Here is a 23,827-nt window from a genome sequence, read left to right on the forward strand (position 1 = left end):
ATTTGGGACTACCTGTCCTCCGACGGCGGCAACTGTAAGATCCAGTGTGCCATAAACTCGGGAACCAGGGGATCAATGGTTTGCTCCAGCTCTCCGTATTCGTTCACTTCACATGTTTTGCAGCGCTGAAACAAATGGTTTAATCCATCAAACTTACGGATTGTTGTGAGCAGATTACCATTTTCGTTCAATGCGCGTTCAATTTCTTTCAGATTGGCGGTAGCATCCACCTGTATATCTGCGGTGCCGTTGATTGCCATAAACGGACATTTGATCTGTTTCAGGTAGGTCAGCGGCTTATATCTTAATAACGAAATAGTTTCCGGACTCATATTGGCTCTCCGTATTAATTCATCCTCTGTTTGTACCTTCTTAACGTCTTCGCTTGAATTACGGTATATATCCCGGAGAATTTCCTGTGCCCTTGGCGTTATGGCTACGATGTCGCTGTCGCTTGCCAGGAGGTCCCAGTATGGCTTCATGCGTGCCTGTTCTGCCAGGATCAGGCTATCCGGTTTGCCGGCCACTTTCCCTTTGGCGAAAGCTTGCTGGTCGATCAGTTCCCGGCCGCTTATGCCCACTCCTGCCATGGATATTACAAAGGCCACTCCCGGATTGTTTGCTGCCACTATTTGCGCCACAATAGCGCCTTCGCTGTGTCCGAGTACCCCCATCCGCGAAATATCCACATCCTTCCTGGCTTTCAGGTATTTCAGCGCGGTGAGCGCATCGTGCGAAAAATCGTAGATATCGGATGTATAAAAATCGCCGGTGGAAGCGCCAAATCCCCTGTCGTCGTACCGCAGGGTAGCGATACCGTTACGGGCAAAATAGTCGGCCAGCACCAGGAAAAGTTTATGCCCTGCTATTTCCTCGTTCCTGTCCTGCGGACCGGAGCCGGAGAGCAATAACACTACAGGATACTTGCCCTGAGCTGCCGGGCGGATGAACGTTCCGGCGAGTGTTACACTGTCTTTTATGTTATTAAACCTCACCTGTTCCGTGTAATACGGGAAAGGCGGCTTTGGTTCCTGTGGTCTTTTGTACATCTCGCCGGCCGTAATTTCTTTCCGGCCAAGGTCGGCATGACTTTGATCATCGCCCAACCCGGTAATGCCCCTGAACTGCTTTGCAGCCGGGTCCCATACACCGGTAAAAGAAAACCGCATCCCGTCTATACGCAGCAACAGGGTATCCTTGCGATACACGACTGTTTCAATCTCAAACTGGTCGTCGTCCGACATTTCGGGCAGCTGGAGTGTTCCTTTATAGCCCTCGCCGTCTTTTGCCAGGTCTACGATCATACGGTATTTATCCCCGTAATATAGTTTAAAGGTGCCGTACCATTTACCGGCAATATTTGCATTATCCTGCGCCATTCCCACTGACCCTGTCAGTAAACTCACGATCAACACCCAAAAACCTCTGTACATATACGAGAATGCTTTATGCTTTTAATTTTAAGACTCCTGCCAGCAGGCAGATCCAGCCGGCAATAAAAAACACGCCGCCAACAGGCGTAATGATGCCGATGCCTTTCAGACCTACGTTGCCGGTAGTTTTGAGCAGCGTCATCAGATACAGTGAACCGGAGAACAGGATGATGCCGATAATGAAGCATCTGCCAGCCCAGATTAACTGGTTACCGGGCACATGAGCAAATAAGATGCCGGTAGCGATTAATGCAAATACGTGATAGAACTGATAAGTAACCCCTGTCTGAAAAGTAGATACGGTTTCGGGAGGCACCAGCTCTTTTAGTTTATGTGCGCCGAATGCGCCTAAAATTACTGCCAATGCACCTAATACCGCCGCCCAAACTAAAAAACTCTTATGCATATTAGAAATTTTGCGTAAAGGTATCCAATGAAATATTATCAGATGTAATTATATGCTTCGATTGCTGGTAAAAAGGAAGACGCTCTGCCATTTTCTTCTCTACAAACCCGGTCAGGTCTTCATCTTCCAGACCGGCAATCAACGGCCGTTTGAATTTTTTACGTTGCAGGCGTTCCACCATTACATCTACAGAAGGGTTGATCCAGATGGTAGTGCCATGTTCGTTCATAAAATCCATATTCTCCTGGAAACAGGGCGTGCCCCCGCCGCAGGAGATCAGGAAGTTTTCCTGCTGGGATAACTCCCGGAGCAGCTGACTTTCCTTTTCACGGAAATAATCTTCGCCCTTGCTGGAAAAAATATCAGCAATGGTCATCTCCTCCGCTTCCACAATCACTTCATCCAGATCGTAGTAAGGCAGTTGCCAGTGATCCGCCAGTTGTTTACCCCAATAGGATTTTCCGGCACCCATAAAACCGAGTAAATAAATCTTCATAAATAACGCGACAGTGCTTAATAAATTCGTTCCTCACGCAGGATGAGTCCATGCCAGGCATAGGTCATTTTCCATAATATATTGCAAATATAACCGGGTATTTGTATCCTGTTTGTTAAAATCGGCGGTGATGAAACCGGCCTGTTGAAAAACAAAGGGATGCAATTTCATATTCTCCTTAAAATCAACGCTTCCCCGGCCATACCATTTAAACATCGCTTCTTTGGCGCTCCAGCAGATTGTTTTATGCGACAGCTCCTGTTTGGGATCGATAAACGACCGTTCTGAAGGCGACAGGAACTTGTGAGACACCAGTTCTATTTTAGGTTTTACCTCTTCAATGTCTATGCCCACCGCTGCTTTGGTACTAACGATAGCGGCAGCATAATCGCCGCAATGTGAAATGGAGAAGTGGTGGCTATCACCTGCCAATACCGGTTTACGGGTATGTGTAAACATAATTTCCTGAATGGGGAATTCCGGGAAAAGCGTTACCAGCAAATACCTGCCCGCAAAATGCTGTAAGCGTTTATGCGGATGGTGAATAGCCCGGCTGATGCTTACCTTTTCCTGGAAAAAATTTTCCGTTTCTGTTATCTTCCATACACCCAGCTTCGTTTCCGGATCAATTTGTATCGTTCGTATTAATGGCATATCTTGCCAAATTAAAGCAAAAAAGCAGAAAAAACAGCTTTTGGCAGCAGGTCTTTCACTAAATGCCAACAGCTGAAAAATAAAAGCTAACAATACAGCTCACTAAAACTAAACGAACCTAAGCATGATTCTGTCAGACAAACGGATATTGGAGGAAATTGAAAAAGGCACTATCGTTATTGCTCCCTATGACCGGAAATTTCTGGGTACCAATTCTTATGACGTGCACCTGGGGAAATACCTGGCTACCTACAAAGACCGTGTACTGGATGCGCGCAAACACAATGAAATTGATCATTTTGAAATTCCGGAGGAAGGGTTTGTGTTACAACCCGGCACCCTTTACCTCGGCGTAACAGAAGAGTATACCGAAACGCATGCACATGTGCCGTTCCTGGAGGGCAAATCCAGCACCGGCCGCCTCGGGATCGATATCCATGCCACCGCCGGTAAAGGCGATGTAGGATTCTGCAACACCTGGACCCTGGAAATTTCCTGTGCACAACCTGTACGCATATACGCAGGAATGCCCATTGGCCAGCTGATCTACTTTATGGTAGAAGGCGAAGTAGAAACGCTCTATAACAAAAAAGGAAATGCCAAATATAATGGTCGCACCATAAAACCGGTGGAGAGCATGATGTGGCGGAATGAATTTTAAATAAGGAAGCAGTCAGCAGCCGCCAATGGCTAACTGCTGACTGCTATTTTCAACTCATGTGCTTCTGTAATGGTGGGCACTTCCAGCTTCCTGACCAACCGTTCCATGGCTGCCGCCGGCACTACTTCCTCCCGCTGCCGGTTTTGCTGTAACAGCTTCGCTGCCGGCACTTCCACATACACAATTGTTACCGCTGCCTCATACGTTGTAAAAAGACTGATCACCTGTTCCCTCATCTGCCGTGTAATGTTGGTGGCGTTCCATACAAAGGATTTTTTTTCCCGGAGATAGATCCTGGCTTGTTCCTTCGCAGCCTGGATCACTACACCATTGCCGCTTTTATCAGTAGGACTTATTTTCATGGTTTGCCGGATATGATCCAGGGAGATGACCGGCAGGTGTTTATAATGCCGCTGTATATACGTGTCTTTCCCCGCGCCAGGTAATCCGCTCATCAGTATGACCGGTGTTTGCGGCGTTTCAAAGGGCACATAGTCCGGTGAGCTGCCGGTTTTTAACAGGTATTCCATGCGCGCCTGCGGTGTGGCAAACGGGCGTGGTTGTCCCCAGCAGTTATTTTCCCGGCACAACTCTTCGAAGCAATCCAGCCGGTAGAGCAGGTCTGCCTGATCGGCACAGTTGCGCCCAAGCGCATCGGCGCGGGCCAGCAATGCCAGCAGCTGTGTATTCACTTCCAGGCTGGCGGTGATCAGCGCTTTCTGCGGATCCGGCTTTTCAAAGATCCATAGCGGCAGGCCGTGGTACCTCACCAGTTTGGCGATTTGCTCGCGGACAAGGAAGGGCGCCGGCACATCCCCGTAAAGGATTTGCCGGGCCCGCGCTTCTCCTTTGCGGGCATGACCCGCAGAAGTGATGCGACCATCCGGTTCAATAACCGTAGTGCTGTATTTTTCCACGTCGTGCAGCAGTGCGGCTGCCCACAGCAGTTCCTGGTCTGCCGCCGGCAATTGCCGGTAGCCCGGCAACTGTTGCAAGGCTGCCAGTACCATCTGCGTATGTACGGCCACGTTACCTTCTGCGTGGTGCCGCGCGTCCTGCGGAACTTCCTGCATCACGCGCACCCATTCAAATGTATGTTCCAGGTGCGACCAGTTTTTATTTTCACTGAGCTGCCACATAGTTACCTCCTTCATTATTTAACCTGGCACGGCGCCAATGGCGGGTCCAGTGCTGGTCTGTTTTTACATGTCCTTTGCGGACATACTTAAACACGTTGTCTGCAAAATCGCTTACCGCATACCCGTTGGCATTGCGGGATACAATGCCTTCCATGGTAGCGGGTTTACCGGTATGCACGTCGTGCGGATCAAAGGCGCCGGAACCGTTTACCAGCCCCAGTATATCACGCTCAAACTCCTGGCGTGTAGCCGGCGGCGTTATACGCTTTACTTCCGGCACCACCGGCAGGCCGAGCATTGCCGCGTAGAATTGGGTTTCCTCCCAACTGAGCCACTGCTGGCCTTCCCGGATGCCGAATATATAAAAGTGATGATCCAGGTTGCGGTATTCAATAGAATGTACCGCGTAAAGATTTTCGAGGAAGATCTCCAGGTCACCCAGGTCGTTCTTTATGCTTTGCCAGTAGCGGCGGATGCTTTCTGTCCACGGCGAAGTAGTGGGCGCTGCATGTGAGCGCGCAAATACCCCGTACCGGGATAAGCAGTTATTTTCTCCGTCCAGTTTTTCCGTATGGATCAGCACCGGTATCTGCTGCAACGATTGCCAGTATTCATATTGAATACGGTCGTCGCTCGTAGTGCCGGGCGAAAACGGATAATGCCAGGTACGGCCATATTTCTGAGAAATTGCCATGTCATCAGGGTTTAAGTTAAACAATAGTTTCACAGGCCGGTTCCGGGATGGAACGGCGAAAGGAATGATTTAATATGCCTGTGAAATTACATGGCTCAAGTGTTTGCAGTTTTTAATCAAGTACGCCGCAAAAGTAAAGAAAATAATTAAATAGTATATTACACAGGCTTTTGAAAACAACAACAATCATCTTCTGCAAATGAAAAAATTCCTTCTTTGCGCAACCGCCGCAGCTGCCCTGGCAGCCTGTAATAACGGCAACAGCAGCAACCAAACCAAGGGTACCGACAGTACGCTGAACCAGGCTTTCAGCGCCTACCAGGCACATTTTATTGACGCCCTCTGGAAAGAAAACCCCGACTGGGCTACCAGTGTGGGCTATCATAAATACGACTCGGTGCTGGTAGTGCCGGACAGCGCGGCTGCCGCAGCGCGACTCGCATTTGCGCAGCAACAACTGGATTCCCTGAAATCCTACGATCCCGCTGCATTGAATGACGCCAATAAAATTGATTACCAGCTGATACAGAACTACCTGGAATCGGTACAATGGGGTATTAAAGAGCAGAAAAGCAACGAATGGGACCCATCTTCCTATAACGTTAGTAACACGTTTGCCTTTATCTTAAATGAAAACTACGCGCCGCTGGAAACCAGGCTACGCAGCTTTGGCAGCAGGTTGAAAAATATCCCGGCTTACTACGAAGCCGCTAAAAAACAGATCAAAGATCCCGTACCGGAACTTACTTCGCTGGCAATAGACCAGAACAACGGGGGCATATCGGTATTTGAAAAAGACTTTGCAGATTCGCTGAAGAAAACGGGTATCCCGGCAGCAGAGCAGACCGCCATGCTGGCCAGTGCCCAAACTGCCACCAAAGCGATCCGTGATTACGCCGCGTGGCTGAAGGCATTGAAGCCGGAGCATCCGCGCAGCTTCCGTTTGGGCAAAACGCTGTACGATCAGAAGTTTAAATTTGATATCCAGTCGTCCTTTACTGCCGCGCAGATCTATGATTCCGCGATAGCACGCAAAGCTTTTGTGCATGGTGAAATGACAAAGATCAGCCGCCAGTTGTGGCCGAAATATTTTGGTAATACACCGATGCCATCTGATTCGCTGGAGCTCATAGGCCGTATGATCGATACGCTTTCTGTGAAGCATGTGAAGCCGGAAGAGTTCCAATCGGCCATAGAAAAGCAGCTCCCTTCGCTGATTGCGTTTATCAAAGAAAAGGACCTGTTGTATATTGATCCGTCCAAACCATTGGTGGTACGTAAAGAACCGGCTTACATGGCAGGCGTGGCAGGCGCCTCCATCAGTGCGCCCGGCCCCTACGACAAAGGCGGCAACACCTACTACAATGTTGGCAGCCTGGAAGGATGGCCAAAAGATAAAGCAGAAAGTTATTTGCGTGAATACAATCAATACATCCTCCAGATACTGGATATTCATGAAGCTATACCGGGGCATTATACCCAGCTGGTGTATGCCAACCAATCGCCCAGCCTCATTAAATCGCTCATGAGCAATGGCGCCATGATTGAAGGATGGGCCGTATATACTGAGCAGATGATGCTGGAAAACGGCTATGGTAATAACGAACCCGAAATGTGGCTGATGTGGTATAAGTGGAATCTGCGCACCGTATGTAATACCATTTTGGATTACAGTGTGCATGTAAAAGATATGAGCAAGGAAGATGCAATTCATTTGCTGACCAAAGAAGCGTTCCAGCAGGCCGCAGAAGCAGCAGGTAAATGGAAGCGGGTGAGTGTATCCAGCGTGCAGCTGACCAGCTATTTCACGGGTTACAAAGAAATCATTGATCTCCGCGAAGCTTACAAACAGCAGCAGGGCAAGGATTACAGCCTGAAAGCGTTTAATGAGAAATTCCTGAGCTATGGCAGTGCGCCGGTGAAGTATATTCGCCAGTTGATGCTGGCTCATTAGCGGATGTTGTCTTTCTCAGGATTACGCTGATTTTATTGATTTTAAGGATTTGAACACTTTGGATTTTAAATGATTTGGGGAGATCTGAGTAGATAATTTAAGATAAATAAGCGGATAAAAGATTTGGGGAGATATGAGCGGGTATATCCGCTTATATCTCCCCAAATCATTTAAAATCCAAAGTGTTCAAATCCTTAAAATCAATAAAATCAGCGTAATCCTGAGAAAGACAAAATCCGCGTCAGGTGTCGCACGTAACATCGTCCCAGAACTGGTTCCTGTAGTTGGTGAGCCAGTTGAGGGCGTAGTGCCGTTCGTATACGATGCCGGGATGCAGCGGTTCTTTTTCGCCTTTCAAGCGGGCGTCTACACAGGCCCAGTTGGCGCGGTAGTAGAGGTCGTTGGCGTCGAGAATTTCTGTGGCGCTGCGCAATTCTGTGGCGCCGGCCAGGAATGCTGTGGGATCGGAGGCAGGGCCGCGGAAGGGAAAGGCTTCTTCCGGCACCATATCGAGGTTGCAGAGGGCGTCCATTTCGCCGAGAGACGGTACTTTTTTCAATGCCCAGAGCAATACCCAGATGTCTTCACACTTCCAGGTTTCCCGTGTTTTGGCGTCTTCCTGCGGATCTTCCAGGAAGGCTCTTTCGGCGGGTGTGGTTTTATCCCAGAGCTGATGTTGTTGCAGGTAGCTGATAACGGTGGGGCTTTCGAGGTATCCGAAGGCCACGGTGTTTACGGCGGCGAGTACGGCTACCCGTTGGGCTGTTTCTGCGGCGGTGCGGAGCACGACTTCCTGCTCATCGCGGATAACAGGAAGGTTGACGGTTGTTTTCACCTGCATTTCCTGCAGGAGCTGTATGTTCCGTTGTTTTCTTTCTGTTGCGGCGGAGGAAGGCGTGTCCTGGTTATCGAAATACCGTGCGTTGATATTTACGGTGAGATTGGTAGCGGTAGAATGACCATTTACATCGAGCAGCAGTGCGCCGGTTTTATCCCAGAAGCCTTGTACTTCGGTGTTGAAGATGAAGTTATTTTCGCAGAAGAAGATGCCATCCAGTTCGTCGGCCAGGTCCATGATGGCGGCCCGGAGGTCGCCGTTGAAGGAGGGTGTGGCGAGGATAACGATTTCCGTATTGAGCGTCGCTACTTTTGCGAGCAGCAGTTCTTTCAGGGCCGGGTTTTCTGCCGGCAGCTGCTGTACAAAGCCGTACATGCCGAGCAGGTTGGTGGTTACCGGGTCGTCGTTCCGTACCAGCTGGTAACCGGGCGTGGCGCGTTGCCGGTAGTTGATGGTGAGGGTATGACCTTTTCGCAGCAGTTTTTTCCCTGATGTGATGGTCAGTTGTTCCCAACGGTTCGCCGGTCCGTTTACTTTCACTGCCTGATCTCCAAAATGCGCCCTCATACGGGTCAACACTTTCTCCATTTCCACCTCATGCGTATAGAGCGTACAATTTTCCATGCTATTTCTTTCGAGGGGGCAAAGGTAGCTTAAAGCGGTTAAAGATGGTACCGGATTTGCCTTATTACAGGAAAACGGACGACATACGCATATTTATTCCAAGCATAAACATTTTCATATGAGTAAGCGATCATTGCCTGTACTGGCTGCCTTCCTGTTGTTTATAGCTGCGAGCTGCGTGCCGCCGAGACGTCCCCGGCCGCCTAAACCACCCCGCCCCCGTGTTCAGGTTATTTTGCCTTTTTCGCTCCCGGCCGGTTCTGCAGCAGGTGGAGGATTTTATTCAGCTTAACCGGGTCGTTGATGTAAGGCGACAGGTCGAACAGTTCTACTTTCCGGAAGGCCACCGGGTGACTTTCGCTTTGCAGGGAGATAGAGCCTTCGGATAACAGTTTACCATCTTTTAACAGTCCTGGTTGCGGATGGGAAACATTGCCCCCGCCCATTTGCGGTTTATTGTATACAATAACAGTATCGCCTTCTACAATGTGTTTAATAACGGAGTCGCGCAGCACCAGCGCTTCCGCGCGCACCCAAACATCGCCCTGGTATGTTTTGGAGGTGGAACTGATGCAATGGTCTTTGATAAGTTTTCCATTCATTACCACATTGGTGCCCGGCGTACACAGGTTGGCCGTAGAGCGGGGATCGGTGCCATTACCGCCCAGTAATTGTTCTTCCAGCGAAATGGGGAAGTCCTGGTCTTTGGTCATGCTGGCGGCAGTTTGTCCGTGCAGCATGATACCACTGTTACGGAAAGCCCATCCGGGGCCGCCTTTTACCTGGTCGCCGGTAAATTTATATTCTACTACCACCAGGTAGGCAGAAAAGTTCTTTTTATAGAAGATGTGTCCATATTGTTCCCTGAACTCGTCATAATTTTCGTAGCTCACTTTCAGCATGCCGCTGTCTACCCGGAAGGTATTCCCGAAATTATCGTTCAGGTCATGCCCGGTTATTTTAACGTCCCAGTCTTTCAGGTCCTTGCCATTAAAGAGTTTTAACCATTTATTGGGTGCAATTTCCTTCTGTGCTGAGCTATGGAGGCCGGCCAGCAGTAATAGCGCGGTGAGTGCTTTTTTCATGTGTTCTTTTATTTACCGGGTTAAGATAGCCTATCGCTGAGAGAAATGCAAGATGTGGTTGGCATATAATTCGTGCTGCCACAATCATATTTACTTTCTTATGAAAACACTGTTACGTATACTTCTTCCTTTGGGAGTACTGATTAGTTCCGTTGCTTACGGACAGGAAAACGGCAACTGGCAAAACGTGCTGGAGCAGCAATTACAGGTATTGGCCACTGCGGCGCCGGAGGACTGGCCACCGCGGATAGAAACGCTTACCGCATTGGCGGAGGCGCATCCGGAGGAATGGCTGCTGCAGTATTATGCGGGGTGGTCGGCTACACAGTTATCGTTTAAGTCGGATAAAGCGGCTGCCGACGCGTTGTGTGAAAGGGCAGGACCTTTTGTGAAGAAGGCGCTTTCCATGCAACCGGGTAATACGGAAACGCTGACATTGATGGGGTATTGGCTGTCTGCCAGGATCAATGCTACTCCTTCCCGCGGGGTTTCCCTGGGCAGCCAGAGCAGGAGTTATGCAGAAAAGGCTATTGCGGCTGATTCTTCGAATCCGCGGGCATGGCTGGTAAAAGCGTTGAATATTTACTATACACCCGCTATTTTTGGCGGCGGTAAACAGCGGGCTAAGCCGACAGTAGATATTGTGGCGGCCAAGTTCGCCGCATTCAGACCGGATAATGCGCTGGCGCCTAACTGGGGTCAGCAGATCTTTGATGCGCTGATGGCTTCCTACCAGTAAGCATGTTTTCCCCTTGTGAGCGTAGTGTGTAAGAAATTACGCACCGTATCGGATGTGCCACAGGAACATAAGAGAAGCCATCATATTTATCTTGCTAAATATCAATAAATTAGATCATTTACCACAAAAGTGCAGGGTTTTAGCTGTAAGTTCCCCAAACTGTATATATGAGTTCCTTAACACAACAACTTAGTTTTCAAGATCCACAACAACCAAAAGCAGGGTCCATATATGATAGCTCCAATATCATCAATGTTACACCCGAAGGCCGGATTGTCTCTATTTTTTCCGGTGCATGGCTGCTCGGCAGCGCCATCAGTAAAGTAGATAAATCGCCTGTATCCAGTCTTTTAAAACTCCTGGGAGCCGGTTACCTGTTATACAGAGGTATCAGCGGTAATGACCTGGTAAATGGATTTCTGGGTAAACGGAAACCGGATAAGCATACTGCGTCTGTAAATATCAGGACTACCATCTCTATTGATAATCCGAAGGAGGAGGTGTATTATTTCTGGCGGCAGCTGAACAATCTTCCGGTGTTTATGAAGCATTTGCAGTCGGTAGAAGAAACGGATCCATTCCACTCGCATTGGGTGGTAAAGGGGCCTGGTGGCATTGGTACGCTGGAGTGGGATGCTGAAATTGTGAAAGAGGTACCGGGAGAACTGATTGGCTGGAGATCTTTGCCGGGGTCCTCTATTGCTACTGCGGGCAGGGTTACCTTCCGGGAAACCTTTAACGGGGGAACTGAAATTGATGTGATGATTACCTACCGGCCACCGGCCGGATATGTAGGCTCCGGGCTGGCCTGGTTGCTGAATCCGGCGTTTGAAAATATGCTGGTAAAAGACATCAAACGTTTCAAAAATTATATGGAAACCGGCGAGATACTAAAGTAGTTTTACCCAATAAAAAAGCGGAGATAATGAACCATCTGTTTGTTATCTCCGCTTTTTTTATGTGAACTATCATTACGACAATGCTTCTCTTCTGAACCTGTTGTAAACGCCCTGACTTTTATTAATCAGTTTCAGCACTCTTTGGCGGGCGTCGTCCTGCAGGCCGGTTATTTCGTGTTCGAATACTTCTTTCAGATCCGACAGATCTTCTCCGCCTTTTCCTACCAGGCCATTGATCTTATGGCGCCAATCATCTGCTGTTGTTTTGATTTTTTTGCGGGTTTTATCGCCGCTATCAGGGGCTGTTAATAATCCAATTACTAAACCGGTAGTTAGGCCGGCTATAGCACCTGCAAGAAATTTCGTTGTAGACATAATTTCTGGATTTTTATGGTTTAACAAATGATTTGTGTGCATGGTTCATTCACACGGTAACCAGAAATTTTCAAATATCAGGCCAGTAAAAGTAATGAGCGAAGATCCGATCTTAAAGAAATGTTATTGTGTAAAATAAAGGGAGGAAAAACCACCTGCTAAGAGAGAGTAAATGTACCAGTATCAATATCGTGAAAATTCGAAGGGAACGCTATCCAGGACAACATCAGAGTTGACATTGTCCCGGCAGGTGGATAAGATAAGCGTATTAGATAATGGAATTTATAAAAGTCAAACGGAGCAGTAAAATAATTACATTCTGGTATTTTTCAAACCTTTTTGAAAGAAATGAAATAATAAATTTTATTAAAAAGTAAATCCTCCCCGGAAAGTAAATACCAGAGAGGATTTGTGTGTTCCGGCACAATATTATACAATAGTCTTATATCTTCGGTATAATACCTTTTTAGCCTGAATATCTGAAAAGCACCAGGTATGAAAACGGAATGTTAACAGGAAGATAACCCTTGCGTATACCTTAAGAATACCTCCATTATGCTTTGACTACGCTTTAAACACGCTTTATCCATGCTTCATCCACGCCTTTGAGGTGGACTTGATGTGGACTTGATGCGGAGGTGAGGTGGACTTGATCCGGTCTACTTTGCATCCAGCATATTGGAAACCAGGCGGTTAAAGTCGGCCTGGAATTGTTCATAATGCTCACCTGTTCCGGGGCCGGAAAAGCCGGTATGAACCTCCTGCACGTTCCCTTTTTTATCGATAAAGACAGTGGTAGGGAAGCCTTTGATGCCAGTGAGCTGCGGGAGCGTTTTCTCTCCTTTCTCAGGATCAGCGGGCGTTACGCCGGTGATCAGTACCGGGTAGTGCACATCAAAACGTTTCAGGAAGCCTTCCAGCGCATGTTTCGACTTTTCGAAGTCGGTGGTGCGTTCGTAGGCCAACCCGATCACTTCCACGCCGCGGTCTTTGTTTTTCTCATACCATTTGCTGAGGAAGCCGGTTTCGTCCATGCAATTAGGGCACCAGGAACCCATCAGGGTGATGATCACCACTTTATTTTTGAAGCGGTCGTCTTTGATACTCACCTTGTTGCCGTTGAGATCGGGGAAGGTGAAATCCAGTTGTTGCTGACCAGGTTTCATGGTGGCGATGGTTCTTTCGTCGGGGAGTTTGGCGGTATCATTTTTCACGGCCGACCAGTACTCGAGTCCGTCGCCGATACCAGCGAAGAAGCGACCGTTTGTGATGCTGTCTTTCCCCACGCGGGCGGTAAACAGGTAGGCGTGGGAGCCGTCGAAGGTAGAAAGGCGCAGGGTATCGCCATCCACCACGCCGTCCAGGAAGCGGTAGTCGCCGGTGGTGGTGAGGAACGTGCCATGCACGGTGTTACCGGATTGTTTAAACTCACCGATGGCGGTGGAAGGGGCTTTGTCCTTATCTTTTGCAGATACGAACTGTGTTACCCAGCGGCCGGATACATTGGCGGTGGCCGGTGTATTTACGGCGAAGCGTTCTGCTTTGCCTGCGACGGCAGAGAAAGGAATGCTTACGTCCTTATCGGCGAGGTGCCTGATCCAAAGTCCTTCTGCTGCGCTGTCGGAGGTGAGCTTCGCTTTAAATTCCGAGTCGAAGAAGGGCATTTTAATCAACAGGGAGTCGCCGGTTACAGACACTTCATCTACCAGTAATTTATCTGTCGCATTCAGCACGTACAGCACCTTTTTACCAGCGGTAGTATCTTTTACTTCAAAGTTGAAAACGATGTCTGCCCCGTCGGTGCGGTGCAGTTTGGCCTGCCACACACCATTGGCGGGGTTTTTAGTAGACTGACCGGTATTGCAGGCGGTGAAAGCCAGGCTTATACCCGCCAGGAAGATGCTTAATTTTTTCATAAGACTACGTTTGTGAATAGTTCCTTTCGCCAAAGAGCAGGCTGCCAATACGCACCAGGGTACTCCCTTCCTGCAGGGCGAGGTGATAGTCGGCGCTCATGCCAATGGACAATTCTTTAAAGGACGCTTCGTTGTTAAAGTAAGTGGTTTTAACGGATCCGAATAACTCGCGGAGCTGGTGGAACTCTTCCCGGATCTGTGTTTCATTGGAAGTATTGGTAGCCATGCCCATCATGCCGGCAATGCGTACCTGTGAAAAAGCGGATGGACTGGCCTGGTATGTTTGCAGCAGTTGCTGTAATTCCTGCGTATCCATACCAAATTTCGTTTCTTCTGCTGCAATGTGAACCTGTAACAGGCAATGAATGATGCGCTGATGTTTAGCGGCCTGTTTATTGATTTCCTGCAACAGTTTAAGACTATCCACTGCATGAATCGTATGCACAAATGGCGCAATGAATTTCACTTTATTGGATTGCAGGTGACCAATAAAATGCCATTCTATATCTGCCGGTAAAAGTGTTTGTTTTTCTGTTAGTTCCTGTACGTAATTTTCGCCGAAGATCCTTTGTCCTGCTGCATAAAACGCAGCGATATCTTCCACTGGCTTCGTTTTGGAAACGGCTACCAGCCGGGCGTGATGAGGATGGAGCCGGTCGAGTACTTCGTGGTATGCTGCTAAATTGATTGCCATCGCGCAAAGATAGTGCGAATTTTGTCTTTCTCAGGATTACGCTGATTTTACTGATTTTACTTTTTGGATTTTTTGGATTTTATAACTGATTAAAATATTAGGGAGATATGAGCGAATATATCCGCTTATATCTCCCTGATCTTTTTAAAATCCAAAAAATCCAAAAAGTAAAATCAGTAAAATCAGCGTAATCCTGAGAAAGACAACCTCCGCGAAAATCTACGCTAAGATGCTCCGGCTGATAACGATGCGTTGTACTTCTGAGGTGCCTTCATAGATCTGGGTGATCTTGGCGTCGCGCATGAGGCGTTCTACGTGGTATTCCTTCACGTAGCCGTAACCGCCGTGAACCTGTACGGCTTCGGTGGTTACCCACATGGCGGTTTCAGAGGCAAAAACTTTGGCCATAGAGCTGCTAAGGGTATAGTCCTGGTCCTGGTCTTTATCCCAGGCGGCTTTGAGGCATAACAGGCGGGCGCCTTCTATGCGGGTGGCCATGTCTGCCAGCTTAAACTGGATGGCCTGGTGCTGGGATATTTCTTTACCGAATGCTTTTCTTTCTTTGGAATATTTCAGGGCCAGTTCATATGCGCCGCTGGCGATGCCGAGCGCCTGGGAGGCGATGCCGATACGACCGCCGGCGAGGGTTTTCATGGCAAATTTAAACCCGAAGCCGTCCTCTCCTATCCTGTTTTCCTTTGGCACTTTTACGTCCTGGAACATCACGCTGTGGGTATCGCTGCCGCGGATGCCGAGTTTATTTTCTTTGGCGCCGATAGTGATACCGGGCATTTCTTTTTCCACGATGAGGGCGTTGATACCTTTACTTCCTTTTTCAGGATGGGTTTGCGCCATTACCAGGTATACGCTGGCCGAGTTACCGTTGGTGATCCAGTTTTTGGTACCGTTGAGCAGGTAATGATCTCCTTTATCTTCTGCGATGGTACGCTGGGAGGTAGCATCAGAACCGGCTTCAGGCTCACTCAGCATAAATGCGCCTATTATCTGCCCGGAAGCCAGGGGCACCAGGTATTTCTGTTTTTGTTCTTCTGTACCAAAAGCTTCGAGACCCCAGCAAACAAGGGAGTTATTCACACTCATCACCACGGAGGCAGAGGCATCTATCTTAGAAATTTCTTCCATTGCCAGTACATATGAGATTGCGTCCAGTCCTGCCCCACCATACTTCGGGCTCACCATCATGCCCAGGAAGCCGAGTTCCCCCAGTTTTTTGATCTGTTCAGCAGGGAACTTCTGGTGTTCATCCCTTTCTATCACACCCGGCAGTAATTCCGCGACAGCAAAGTCGCGTGCTGCCTTTTGTATCATCAGATGCTCTTCCGTCAATTGAAAGTCCATGGTTTTAATTTTATGTGGTAATCCACTCAAATTATTTATAAATCATCAGCTAAAAAAATAGCCCGATTAAAATTCAACGTTGTCAACCAGAACAGGCGAAATATTGAACAAATCGCTACAATAACGCTACTGTATTGGATTTGATTCAGATATTATATACAAGTTTTTCACCATTACACGTTCTGCTGCTTTGGGCGTTCACATAAAATCCTGTAGCTTGCCTGTAATGCTATTTTTATGAAGAATATTAAAATAATAGAAGTAAAATCGGAAATAGGAGCAGGTACGCGTGGCGCCAGTTTGGGTGTGGATGCTATTAAGATTGCTGCGCTGGACTTTATGAGCAACTTTTTTGTACACTTTCCCACCGAGGCCATTGAAACGGAAAATAAGCTATTGTTTGAACCTATTGAATCGCCCTATGCCAAAAGGATCAAAGGCACTTTTAACATGTACGAGCGTATCAGCAAGAGTGTATGTGAAACGGTGAAAGCAAACTGGTTCCCGGTATTGCTTTCCGGCGACCACAGTACTGCCGGCGCAACGATTGCAGGCCTGAAGATGGCACATCCCAAAGCCAAGCTGGGCGTGATCTGGATAGATGCGCATGCTGATCTGCATACGCCTTATACCACCCCTTCCGGTAATATGCATGGTATGCCGCTGGCTACGGCTATTGCGGAAGATAATATGGATTGCAAGGTGCATGACCTGGATGAGAATACTGCCAAAATGTGGAATGCCTTAAAAAACATTGGCAAAATAGCGCCGAAGGTACTTCCGGAAGATATTGTATTTATTTCCCTGCGGGATTATGAGAAAGAAGAAGATTACCTGATCAAGCAATATGGTATGAAGGTGATCACTACCAGTGAAGTACGCCGGAAAGGGCCGGAAAATATTTCCCGTTCCGTGTTCCGTTACCTGAGTGATTGTGAGTACATCTATGTTTCTTTTGATGTGGACAGTCTGGATGCTTCCATTTCCAAGGGCACCGGCACGCCGGTAAGTAATGGACTGAGGGAGCGGGAAGCGGAGGATCTGATTGCCAAGTTCATGCAGCACCGTAAGATCTGTTGTTTTGAGATCACTGAAGTAAACCCTACACTTGACCGTGAAAACCTGATGGCAGAAATTGCCTTTAATATTTTACAGCGCAGCGTGAATGTGCTGATGATGAACTGATGTTTGTTATAATTTAAAGTAGGCGATAAGCCAGCCGGTGACTTCGCTGTAGCTGCGGATCCCTTTCTCTTGTTTATTAGCTTTGAGGTAGCGGTCGTACAGCAGGGAGGAATACGCATCTACTTTTCCCGTATAGGGTTCATAAAAATCGATGATCGCTTTATAGTCGGCTTTTACGCCGGGAAGCGCCCTTTTCCAGATGTTGCGGGCGAGGGTGGTATCGCGGAGGGCGAGCTGACGGACGCTATAAAGAAACATATCAAAATTGGCGGCATAACGGAAATGGCTATCCGGAATGCTGGTTGCCGCCAGGTAACCTACAAAGTTCGCTTCTTCTTCCGGTGCATACCCTATCTGGTGTGCAATTTCATGACAGGAAACAAATGGCAGCAATACATCCGGAACGGTGGTATTGACCTGTGCTTCGTTGGTAAACGGGTTAAGGTAGCCGGTAACACCGGGGTAATTAAGCCAGTGCCCGAACATAGCCGGTTTTATGCTGGGTGCTTTATAACGCAGGGCTGGCCAGGTTTTGGCGGCTGCGTCGTAAGCGGCGACGGCTCTTTCAAAAACAGGTTTGCCGGTGGTATCTGTTTTCATAGTGCCGGTGGTATCGCCGGTATTGGTTTTTTCCAGGTTGACGAGTTGCAGTAATGTATCCGATAATTGATAAAGCTGTTGCGTATTATAAGTGCCGGTAACAAGGTGTGTATCGCGGGTGAGTGAGTTGCGTTCGTAGTTAAAACCCCATAGCACGAGGAAGGCGAGATACACACTCAGCAGGAACTGAACACCGCGGAGCAGTTGAAAACCCAGGGCTTCCCAGCGTGCGCGGATGAGTTTATAACATAGTTTTAACAAATAGAGTATTCCTCCGATAATCCAGGCAGTATATATTACATCGCCAATACTGAATGGAACTATACCTGTTACTTGTCTGAACGCCAAACTACTCCAATCGTACCACCTATGGAAGTAGAAATCGCTGAAGCGGTTACTCCAGGCGAATAATCCTTTTAACAATAGTATAGCCGTAAGTGTTAGTACAATACGGACGATTTTCTTTTTAATCCGGACTTTTGTCTCCATATAATGTGGCGGAACATGATAGATGAAATTCTACAAAAACAGTTAAGCGCAGCACTTTCCGAACATTTGAAAGTAAAAATACATATTAATGATGCAAAAAGCGTGCATGGTGGCGATATTAACGAATCTTTTCGTATAGGCACCAACGAGGGGTATTTTTTTATCAAGATGAACGATGCGGGGAAGTACCCGGATATGTTTAAGCAGGAGTATGCGGGGTTGCTGGAGTTGCAGGCTGCCAAAGCGCTGCATACGCCCAGACCGCTGGGTTACGGGAGTGTGAACGGAAGGGCTTACCTGTTGCAGGAGTTTTTGACGAAGGGGCAGGCTGTAGCTGATTTCTGGGACGACTTTGCCGTTTCGCTGGCGAAGCAGCATCGTGTAACGCGGCCTCATTACGGGTATGCGGGTACCAACTATATAGGAAGTTTGAAACAGTATAATACGCCGTACAGCAGCTGGCCGGTGTTTTATGCGTTTAACCGTTTATTGCCACTGATCCGAATGGCTTATGACCAGCAGCTGGTAGACCGGCAGCTGGTGCAGCAGGTAGAGCGGTTGTGCCGGCGGTTGCCGCAGATATTCCCGGCAGAGGCGCCGGCGTTGCTGCATGGTGATTTATGGTCAGGTAATTTTATGGTGGGGAGTAACGGGCGGGCCAGTGTTTTTGATCCGGCGGTGTATTATGGTCACAGGGAAATAGACCTGGCGATGGCGCGGCTTTTCGGTGGTTTTGACACGCGGTTTTATTATGCGTACCAGGCCGCTTTTCCATTGCAGCCGGGGTGGCAGCAGCGGATAGGCATTTGCCAGTTATACCCGTTGATGGTACATTTCATCTTATTTGGCGGCAGTTATTACAACAGCATGAAAGAGGTGCTGCAATCGTATTGATTATTCGCCGGGGGAATCGATAAAGTCGCGCATTTTGCCATATTCTTCTTCCACGAGCGGATAATAGCGGTTTACATCTTCCCGAATTTCATCAAAAAGCCGGCAGATTTCTGTGCTGTGCAGTTCCTGGTTGACGCGCAGATAATTTTCCAGTTCCTGCATTTTGGCGCTGATCCAGGTGAGGCCTACCATAGCAAAATTCGGCTTTAGTTTATGTACCTGGAATTTCATGGCTTCCCATTCGTGGTTATCCACCATTACCTGTAGTTTGGTGATTTCATCCCGGATGGTTCTGATAAAAATTTCAAAGAGGTCTGCGGCATAGGAAATATTGCTCTCATAGAGATCTGTGAGATATTTGACATCCAAATCGTTGTTAAACTCAAATCCGCTTAAGTTCTGCACTTCTTCCATTATTAGTTCTGTTTCGTCTTCGTTGAGATATTTATTAAAAATCTGTAATAGCTGATCCGGTGTATAGGGCTTGGTGAGTATATCTGTTATTCCGGCGGCCCTTGCCATGGTGGCGGTGCTTTCCATTGCTACGGCGGTGGTGGCGATTACCGGCGTGGCCACATTCGGTTGTTCCTCATCTCCCCTTATTTTTTGTGCCAGTTCCATGCCATTCATGCCGGGGATACGGATATCCATGAGGATAAGGTCGTATTGCCTTGATTCGAGGAACCAGGTGGCATCCGGGCCATTTGTGGCGAGCTGGTAGTTGATCTTATATTTTTCCAGCAGGCTCATGATATAGCGCAGGTTCATCTGGTTATCTTCCACTACCAGTACCCTTGCGTCTTCAAATGAGCGTTGCAATAATTTCCTGCTCAGTTTACCGGCATTTGCCGTGAGTGGCCGGCGGCTATCCAGGAAGGGGATATTGAAGCTAAAGCAGGTGTTAAAGCCGGGGAGTTCTTCCACGGTGATGGTACCACCCTGAATTTCCACCAGTTGTTTAACGATGGCGAGTCCCAGGCCTGTGCCGCCGTATTTCTCGCGGATATCGCCTTCTGCCTGTTTGTAGCTCCGGAAGATGAGTTCCAGTTTATCCTTTTTGATGCCGATGCCGGTATCAGATACCCGGAAGCGTATCCAGAGTTTATTTTCCTGCCAGCTTTCCTGGGTAGCGGTAATGGCGATGATACCTTCGTTGGTGAACTTCTCTGCATTACCTAACAAATTGATTAGTATTTGGTTCAGTAGTACATCGTCGCCAATAAGCCAGGTATCGAGCGCAGCGTCCAGTTCGGCGGTTATTTTAACGGGGCGGCGTCCCAGTTTGAGTTCAAAAGTGTTGCGTAATGACTGGATCAGTTCCCGGAGGTTGAATTCGCGTTGGTTAACCTGTATTTCGCGGGCTTCTATGCGTGAAATATCGAGAATATCGCTGACAATGCCCAGCAGTATGCCGGAGGAATTTTTGAGGATATTGACATATTCCTGTTGTTGCGGGTCCAGGTGGGTTTCTTCCAGCAGGTGTGCCATGCCGATGATGGCATTGAGCGGTGTGCGGATTTCGTGGCTCATGCTGGCGAGAAAATCTTTCTGGGCGCGCTGGGCTTCTTCTGCCTGGCGGCGGGCTGTTTCCAGTTCCTGCTGCAGTTTTTTCTGATCCGTGATATCCATGTGGATGCCTGCTCCGCCGGTGATGTTGCCGTGGCGGTCGTAAATATTGGTGGAACTGGCGAGAATCCAGCGATTGGAGCCATCTTTCAGCTTTATTTCCATGTCGTATACGAGGGGTACATTTTCATCGAGGCGTTTTTTGCGGAGGGCGCGGGCGAAGGCGCGGTTGTTTTCCGGTACAAAAACGTCGGTGATGTTCCTGCCGATGAGTTCCTGTTCGTTATAGCCGGAGAGGCGGCAAAAGCTTTCGTATACGCGGGTGATATTGCCTTTTACGTCGGTTTCGCACATAGCGGCGTTGAGATTATTGAGGATGACCCTGAATTTTTCCTCATTGCGTTTTATTTCTTCCTGGACATTGTGGCGGCGGGTGATATCGATGGCCTGCCAGATGCTGCCACTGAAAATTTCGCCGTTAAATACGGGGAGGTAGTTAATTTCCCAGATGTGGCCGTTGCGGAAGGGCACTTCCCAGCCGAACCAGGGCTTTTTTTCCCGGCGGAGGGATTTCATTTTGGCTTCAAGCGGCACATAATCGGCCACCATTGGTTTGAGGTAGCGGATCAGTTCAGGGTATGAGCAGTTCAGGGGGATATTTCCATCCATATACCGGCTGAATATGTCATTTACCCATATGCAGCGGTGCTTTTCGTTGGTCACGAGCAGGCCTGCGCTGGTGCTGTTGAGCCAGGCGGTTATGGGCAGGGAAAAGAGGTCCGGTGCGCCATTTAATGGCACGCCGGTACTACCAGTTATTTTCTTACTGTATTTTCCTGTGGCCTTCATCGTTTTGATGGAATGGGGATACGGGTTTTCAATAAATTCGTTGAATTGTGAAAATCAGGTATAAGATAAAAGCTAATTACGTACCTTTGCGCCTCACGCCTGGATGCCACAACATCAATATGGCTGATATTTTATGATATAAATATATATATAAATAAGATATCGTTGGTGAACAAATTTATGAAATTTTTGCAATTGCAAATATTTAATTACCTTTGCATCCCTCTAAAAGTGAGGATATTGATATGAAACCACTCCGCGAATTTGATATAGCCTTTGTTGGATTAAACCCAGGGGAACATTCATTTCACTATGCTATCGGGGAGCGTTTCTTTGATAATTTCGAGGAGCCGAGGGATTTCAGTGATTGTGAGGTGAGTGTAAATCTCACTTTAGACAAGAAGAGTAACTTCTTCTTACTGAAATTTGCGATAGGTGGTAAGGTAACCGTTACCTGCGACCGGTGTGGAGAGCCCTTTGAGATGCAGCTATGGGATGATTTTAACCAGATAGTAAAGCTGGTGGAGAATCCGGAAGAGCTGGCAAGTGGAGAAGAAGATCCGGATGTATCGTATATACTGAAGACAGAGAGCCATTTGAACGTGGCAGAATTTATATACGAGTTCATCCATCTGAGCATTCCAATGCAACGTATACATCCCGACAATGCGGACGGCAAAAGCGGGTGTAATCCGAAAGTGATTGAAATGCTGGAGCAAATGAACCAGCAGGCAAAAGAAAACGATAACCCAATCTGGAAAGGATTGGATAAATTTAAGGACAATTAAAAATTAAATAAAATGCCAAATCCTAAACGCAGACATTCTCAGCAAAGATCAGCAAAGAGAAGAACGCATTATAAGGCGGTAGCGGATACATTAAGCACAGACAGCGCAACCGGTGAAGTGCACCTGAGACACCGTGCTCATTGGGTGGAAAACAAACTGTACTACAGAGGAAAAGTAGTGTTGGAAAAACAGAGCGCAGCTAAATAATAAATTATTTTACTATTTTTACCCGAGCTAACAAGAACAAACCTTGAGTTACATGAGAATCGGGCTTGATATGATGGGTGGCGATTTCGCTCCCACAGAAGCAGTAAAAGGAGTAAAATTATATTTAGACACTGTTGCATCTGAGGTGCATCTGGTTTTAATTGGAGACGAACAACAGTTAGCTCCTTTAATTGCAGCCGCACAGCTGGACCAATCAAAATATTCAGTTGTTCATTCATCCCAGGTAATCGGGATGGATGAACACCCTACCAAGGCGCTGAAAGAGAAGCCACAATCCTCCATCTCTATCGGTTTTCATTTATTGAAGAATGAAAAAATAGATGCTTTCATCAGCGCAGGTAATACCGGCGCCATGATGGTGGGCACCTATTATTCCATTAAAGCCATAGAGGGAGTGCAACGTCCTACTATATCTACTCTGGTACCCCGTGAAAACGGCACGTACGGCCTCTTGCTTGACGTAGGTATCAACGCCGACTGCAAACCTGAAAACCTGGCACAATTTGCCCTTCTCGGATCCCTATATTCCAAACATATTCTTCAGGTACCCAATCCTAAAGTTGGTTTACTGAATATCGGCGAAGAAGAAGGCAAAGGCAACCTGCTTGCGCAGGCAACTTACCCGCTGTTAAAAGAAAGCAAACAAATTAATTTCGTCGGCAACATTGAAGGAAGGGATATCCTCTCCGAAAAAGCAGATGTAATTGTATGCGAAGGCTTTACCGGAAACATCGTACTTAAGATGGCCGAATCATTCCATGAAATTGCGCTGAGACGTAATATCCAGGATGACTACATGAAGAAATTTGACTCTGAATCATATGGCGGTACTCCCGTTTTAGGCGTTTCCAAACCAGTAATTATTGGTCATGGTATTTCCCAGGAAACTGCCTTTAAAAACATGATACAACTGTCGCAGCAAATGATCGAAAGTAAACTGCTGGAAAAAATTAAAGAAAGCTTTGTAGCGAAAGACGACGCACAACAGCAGTAAACAGCAAGAAATTATTTTGAAGACGCTCTGGTATTCCAGGGCGTTTTTTTTGCGTATACGATCGCCTTCGGCGATTTTAAATTGTCTTGGAGCAGGATTACGCTGATTATACTGATTTTAAGGATTTGAACACTTTTGATTTTAAAAGATCGGGGAGATATGAGCGAAGATTGCTGCGAATTTTGTCTTTCTCAGGATTACGCTGATTTTACTGATTTTACTTTTTGGATTTTTTTGGATTTTAAAAAGATCAGGGAGATATAAGCGG

23 protein-coding genes are annotated in these 23,827 nt (G+C 47.6%); 9 read left to right on the forward strand and 14 right to left on the reverse strand.

All coding sequences use genetic code 11. From position 1 onward, the window contains the following. Window positions 1-8 precede the first annotated feature (8 nt). Genes ACLHR0_RS30420 through ACLHR0_RS30435 form a run of 4 tightly spaced genes read right to left on the reverse strand, consistent with a single transcriptional unit; the run spans window position 9 to window position 2,989 of the window. Window positions 9-1,433: an alpha/beta hydrolase family protein gene (locus ACLHR0_RS30420; RefSeq protein WP_436491568.1), complete on the reverse strand. Its 1,425-nt coding sequence runs from the start codon at window positions 1,431-1,433 to the stop codon at window positions 9-11. A 13-nt stretch (window positions 1,434-1,446) separates the two neighbouring features. Beyond that, on the reverse strand, window positions 1,447-1,839 hold the full coding sequence (locus ACLHR0_RS30425) for a DUF423 domain-containing protein (RefSeq protein ID WP_429063305.1): 393 nt from the start codon (window positions 1,837-1,839) through the stop codon (window positions 1,447-1,449). Window position 1,840: 1 nt separating this feature from the next. Beyond that, on the reverse strand, window positions 1,841-2,335 hold the full coding sequence (locus tag ACLHR0_RS30430; protein WP_370907977.1) for a shikimate kinase: 495 nt from the start codon (window positions 2,333-2,335) through the stop codon (window positions 1,841-1,843). 33 nt (window positions 2,336-2,368) lie between these two features. Continuing rightward, the gene (locus ACLHR0_RS30435) at window positions 2,369-2,989 is read right to left on the reverse strand and encodes a 4'-phosphopantetheinyl transferase family protein (protein WP_429050417.1); all 621 of its coding nucleotides are present in this window, start codon (window positions 2,987-2,989) and stop codon (window positions 2,369-2,371) included. A gap of 124 nt (window positions 2,990-3,113) precedes the next feature. Here ACLHR0_RS30435 and dcd point away from each other — a divergent pair, with 124 nt between their 5' ends. Further along, window positions 3,114-3,650: a dCTP deaminase gene (gene dcd / locus ACLHR0_RS30440; protein ID WP_370907979.1), complete on the forward strand. Its 537-nt coding sequence runs from the start codon at window positions 3,114-3,116 to the stop codon at window positions 3,648-3,650. Between the two features lie 29 nt (window positions 3,651-3,679). Here the strand turns inward: dcd and ACLHR0_RS30445 are convergent, their stop codons facing one another. After that, the gene (locus ACLHR0_RS30445; RefSeq protein WP_436491569.1) at window positions 3,680-4,804 is read right to left on the reverse strand and encodes an AAA family ATPase; all 1,125 of its coding nucleotides are present in this window, start codon (window positions 4,802-4,804) and stop codon (window positions 3,680-3,682) included. Continuing rightward, window positions 4,773-5,483, reverse strand: coding sequence for an RNA ligase family protein (locus ACLHR0_RS30450; RefSeq protein ID WP_436491570.1), 711 nt, complete (start codon window positions 5,481-5,483; stop codon window positions 4,773-4,775). Before ACLHR0_RS30450 ends, ACLHR0_RS30445 begins: the two co-directional genes overlap by 32 nt. A 199-nt stretch (window positions 5,484-5,682) precedes the next feature. On the opposite strand from ACLHR0_RS30450, the gene ACLHR0_RS30455 reads away from it, so the two are divergent. After that, the gene (locus ACLHR0_RS30455; RefSeq protein WP_436491571.1) at window positions 5,683-7,437 is read left to right on the forward strand and encodes a DUF885 domain-containing protein; all 1,755 of its coding nucleotides are present in this window, start codon (window positions 5,683-5,685) and stop codon (window positions 7,435-7,437) included. 241 nt (window positions 7,438-7,678) lie between these two features. Here ACLHR0_RS30455 and ACLHR0_RS30460 read toward each other — a convergent pair whose 3' ends face one another. Together ACLHR0_RS30460 and ACLHR0_RS30465 are read right to left on the reverse strand one after the other, a co-directional pair. Further along, window positions 7,679-8,899, reverse strand: coding sequence for a DUF4272 domain-containing protein (locus ACLHR0_RS30460; protein WP_436491572.1), 1,221 nt, complete (start codon window positions 8,897-8,899; stop codon window positions 7,679-7,681). A gap of 230 nt (window positions 8,900-9,129) precedes the next feature. Next, window positions 9,130-9,984 (reverse strand): 3-keto-disaccharide hydrolase, encoded by an 855-nt coding sequence (locus ACLHR0_RS30465; RefSeq protein ID WP_370907984.1) that lies wholly within the window; start codon window positions 9,982-9,984, stop codon window positions 9,130-9,132. A 100-nt stretch (window positions 9,985-10,084) separates the two neighbouring features. On the opposite strand from ACLHR0_RS30465, the gene ACLHR0_RS30470 reads away from it, so the two are divergent. Beyond that, window positions 10,085-10,723, forward strand: coding sequence for a hypothetical protein (locus ACLHR0_RS30470; RefSeq protein WP_436491573.1), 639 nt, complete (start codon window positions 10,085-10,087; stop codon window positions 10,721-10,723). Window positions 10,724-10,890: 167 nt separating this feature from the next. Continuing rightward, window positions 10,891-11,622, forward strand: a complete 732-nt coding sequence (locus ACLHR0_RS30475) for an SRPBCC family protein (protein ID WP_370907986.1) — start codon at window positions 10,891-10,893, stop codon at window positions 11,620-11,622. Window positions 11,623-11,694: 72 nt separating this feature from the next. Here the strand turns inward: ACLHR0_RS30475 and ACLHR0_RS30480 are convergent, their stop codons facing one another. The 4 genes from ACLHR0_RS30480 to ACLHR0_RS30495 form a co-directional block, all read right to left on the reverse strand. Next, on the reverse strand, window positions 11,695-11,997 hold the full coding sequence (locus tag ACLHR0_RS30480; protein ID WP_370907987.1) for a YtxH domain-containing protein: 303 nt from the start codon (window positions 11,995-11,997) through the stop codon (window positions 11,695-11,697). 659 nt (window positions 11,998-12,656) lie between these two features. Further along, complete coding sequence (locus ACLHR0_RS30485) at window positions 12,657-13,913, reverse strand: TlpA disulfide reductase family protein (RefSeq protein WP_436491574.1); 1,257 nt, start codon at window positions 13,911-13,913, stop codon at window positions 12,657-12,659. Between the two features lie 4 nt (window positions 13,914-13,917). Then, complete coding sequence (locus tag ACLHR0_RS30490; protein ID WP_429050425.1) at window positions 13,918-14,607, reverse strand: YggS family pyridoxal phosphate-dependent enzyme; 690 nt, start codon at window positions 14,605-14,607, stop codon at window positions 13,918-13,920. Between the two features lie 219 nt (window positions 14,608-14,826). Beyond that, window positions 14,827-15,966 carry an acyl-CoA dehydrogenase gene (locus ACLHR0_RS30495; RefSeq protein WP_370907990.1) on the reverse strand — a complete coding sequence of 380 codons (1,140 nt, stop codon included), beginning with the start codon at window positions 15,964-15,966 and terminating at the stop codon, window positions 14,827-14,829. A 237-nt stretch (window positions 15,967-16,203) separates the two neighbouring features. Here ACLHR0_RS30495 and ACLHR0_RS30500 point away from each other — a divergent pair, with 237 nt between their 5' ends. Further along, window positions 16,204-17,151, forward strand: coding sequence for an arginase (locus ACLHR0_RS30500; RefSeq protein ID WP_079473296.1), 948 nt, complete (start codon window positions 16,204-16,206; stop codon window positions 17,149-17,151). A gap of 6 nt (window positions 17,152-17,157) precedes the next feature. On the opposite strand, the gene ACLHR0_RS30505 is transcribed toward ACLHR0_RS30500, so the two are convergent. Beyond that, window positions 17,158-18,240, reverse strand: coding sequence for a DUF3810 domain-containing protein (locus tag ACLHR0_RS30505; protein WP_429050426.1), 1,083 nt, complete (start codon window positions 18,238-18,240; stop codon window positions 17,158-17,160). A gap of 15 nt (window positions 18,241-18,255) precedes the next feature. Between ACLHR0_RS30505 and ACLHR0_RS30510 the strand changes: the two genes are divergently transcribed. Next, on the forward strand, window positions 18,256-19,134 hold the full coding sequence (locus tag ACLHR0_RS30510; protein ID WP_370907992.1) for a fructosamine kinase family protein: 879 nt from the start codon (window positions 18,256-18,258) through the stop codon (window positions 19,132-19,134). On the opposite strand, the gene ACLHR0_RS30515 is transcribed toward ACLHR0_RS30510, so the two are convergent. Beyond that, window positions 19,135-21,549 (reverse strand): PAS domain S-box protein, encoded by a 2,415-nt coding sequence (locus ACLHR0_RS30515; RefSeq protein ID WP_436491575.1) that lies wholly within the window; start codon window positions 21,547-21,549, stop codon window positions 19,135-19,137. Between the two features lie 245 nt (window positions 21,550-21,794). On the opposite strand from ACLHR0_RS30515, the gene ACLHR0_RS30520 reads away from it, so the two are divergent. The 3 genes from ACLHR0_RS30520 to plsX are packed head-to-tail and all read left to right on the forward strand — an operon-like array spanning window position 21,795 to window position 23,559. Next, entirely contained in the window at window positions 21,795-22,337 is a 543-nt protein-coding gene (locus tag ACLHR0_RS30520) for a YceD family protein (RefSeq protein ID WP_370907994.1), read from the forward strand. Between the two features lie 12 nt (window positions 22,338-22,349). Next, on the forward strand, window positions 22,350-22,544 hold the full coding sequence (gene rpmF, locus ACLHR0_RS30525; RefSeq protein ID WP_079473289.1) for a 50S ribosomal protein L32: 195 nt from the start codon (window positions 22,350-22,352) through the stop codon (window positions 22,542-22,544). 52 nt (window positions 22,545-22,596) lie between these two features. Continuing rightward, window positions 22,597-23,559, forward strand: coding sequence for a phosphate acyltransferase PlsX (gene plsX, locus ACLHR0_RS30530; protein WP_370907995.1), 963 nt, complete (start codon window positions 22,597-22,599; stop codon window positions 23,557-23,559). Window positions 23,560-23,827: the final 268 nt, after the last annotated feature.

Source organism: Chitinophaga sp. ARDCPP14, from assembly GCF_051362515.1.
GTDB lineage: Bacteria > Bacteroidota > Bacteroidia > Chitinophagales > Chitinophagaceae > Chitinophaga.

Excerpts from the sequence above, each read along its gene's own strand:
- ACLHR0_RS30430 (WP_370907977.1), bottom strand. The coding sequence starts at position 2,335 with ATGAAGATTTATTTACTCGGTTTTATGGGTGCCGGAAAATCCTATTGG.
- rpmF (WP_079473289.1), top strand. The coding sequence starts at position 22,350 with ATGCCAAATCCTAAACGCAGACATTCTCAGCAAAGATCAGCAAAGAGA.
- ACLHR0_RS30460 (WP_436491572.1), bottom strand. The coding sequence starts at position 8,899 with ATGGAAAATTGTACGCTCTATACGCATGAGGTGGAAATGGAGAAAGTG.
- ACLHR0_RS30510 (WP_370907992.1), top strand. The coding sequence starts at position 18,256 with ATGATAGATGAAATTCTACAAAAACAGTTAAGCGCAGCACTTTCCGAA.
- ACLHR0_RS30435 (WP_429050417.1), bottom strand. The coding sequence starts at position 2,989 with ATGCCATTAATACGAACGATACAAATTGATCCGGAAACGAAGCTGGGT.
- plsX (WP_370907995.1), top strand. The coding sequence starts at position 22,597 with ATGAGAATCGGGCTTGATATGATGGGTGGCGATTTCGCTCCCACAGAA.
- ACLHR0_RS30425 (WP_429063305.1), bottom strand. The coding sequence starts at position 1,839 with ATGCATAAGAGTTTTTTAGTTTGGGCGGCGGTATTAGGTGCATTGGCA.
- ACLHR0_RS30485 (WP_436491574.1), bottom strand. The coding sequence starts at position 13,913 with ATGAAAAAATTAAGCATCTTCCTGGCGGGTATAAGCCTGGCTTTCACC.
- ACLHR0_RS30495 (WP_370907990.1), bottom strand. The coding sequence starts at position 15,966 with ATGGACTTTCAATTGACGGAAGAGCATCTGATGATACAAAAGGCAGCA.
- ACLHR0_RS30520 (WP_370907994.1), top strand. The coding sequence starts at position 21,795 with ATGAAACCACTCCGCGAATTTGATATAGCCTTTGTTGGATTAAACCCA.
- ACLHR0_RS30420 (WP_436491568.1), bottom strand. The coding sequence starts at position 1,433 with ATGTACAGAGGTTTTTGGGTGTTGATCGTGAGTTTACTGACAGGGTCA.
- ACLHR0_RS30465 (WP_370907984.1), bottom strand. The coding sequence starts at position 9,984 with ATGAAAAAAGCACTCACCGCGCTATTACTGCTGGCCGGCCTCCATAGC.
- ACLHR0_RS30445 (WP_436491569.1), bottom strand. The coding sequence starts at position 4,804 with ATGAAGGAGGTAACTATGTGGCAGCTCAGTGAAAATAAAAACTGGTCG.
- ACLHR0_RS30470 (WP_436491573.1), top strand. The coding sequence starts at position 10,085 with ATGAAAACACTGTTACGTATACTTCTTCCTTTGGGAGTACTGATTAGT.
- ACLHR0_RS30490 (WP_429050425.1), bottom strand. The coding sequence starts at position 14,607 with ATGGCAATCAATTTAGCAGCATACCACGAAGTACTCGACCGGCTCCAT.
- ACLHR0_RS30515 (WP_436491575.1), bottom strand. The coding sequence starts at position 21,549 with ATGAAGGCCACAGGAAAATACAGTAAGAAAATAACTGGTAGTACCGGC.
- ACLHR0_RS30450 (WP_436491570.1), bottom strand. The coding sequence starts at position 5,483 with ATGGCAATTTCTCAGAAATATGGCCGTACCTGGCATTATCCGTTTTCG.
- ACLHR0_RS30505 (WP_429050426.1), bottom strand. The coding sequence starts at position 18,240 with ATGGAGACAAAAGTCCGGATTAAAAAGAAAATCGTCCGTATTGTACTA.
- dcd (WP_370907979.1), top strand. The coding sequence starts at position 3,114 with ATGATTCTGTCAGACAAACGGATATTGGAGGAAATTGAAAAAGGCACT.
- ACLHR0_RS30500 (WP_079473296.1), top strand. The coding sequence starts at position 16,204 with ATGAAGAATATTAAAATAATAGAAGTAAAATCGGAAATAGGAGCAGGT.
- ACLHR0_RS30455 (WP_436491571.1), top strand. The coding sequence starts at position 5,683 with ATGAAAAAATTCCTTCTTTGCGCAACCGCCGCAGCTGCCCTGGCAGCC.
- ACLHR0_RS30475 (WP_370907986.1), top strand. The coding sequence starts at position 10,891 with ATGAGTTCCTTAACACAACAACTTAGTTTTCAAGATCCACAACAACCA.
- ACLHR0_RS30480 (WP_370907987.1), bottom strand. The coding sequence starts at position 11,997 with ATGTCTACAACGAAATTTCTTGCAGGTGCTATAGCCGGCCTAACTACC.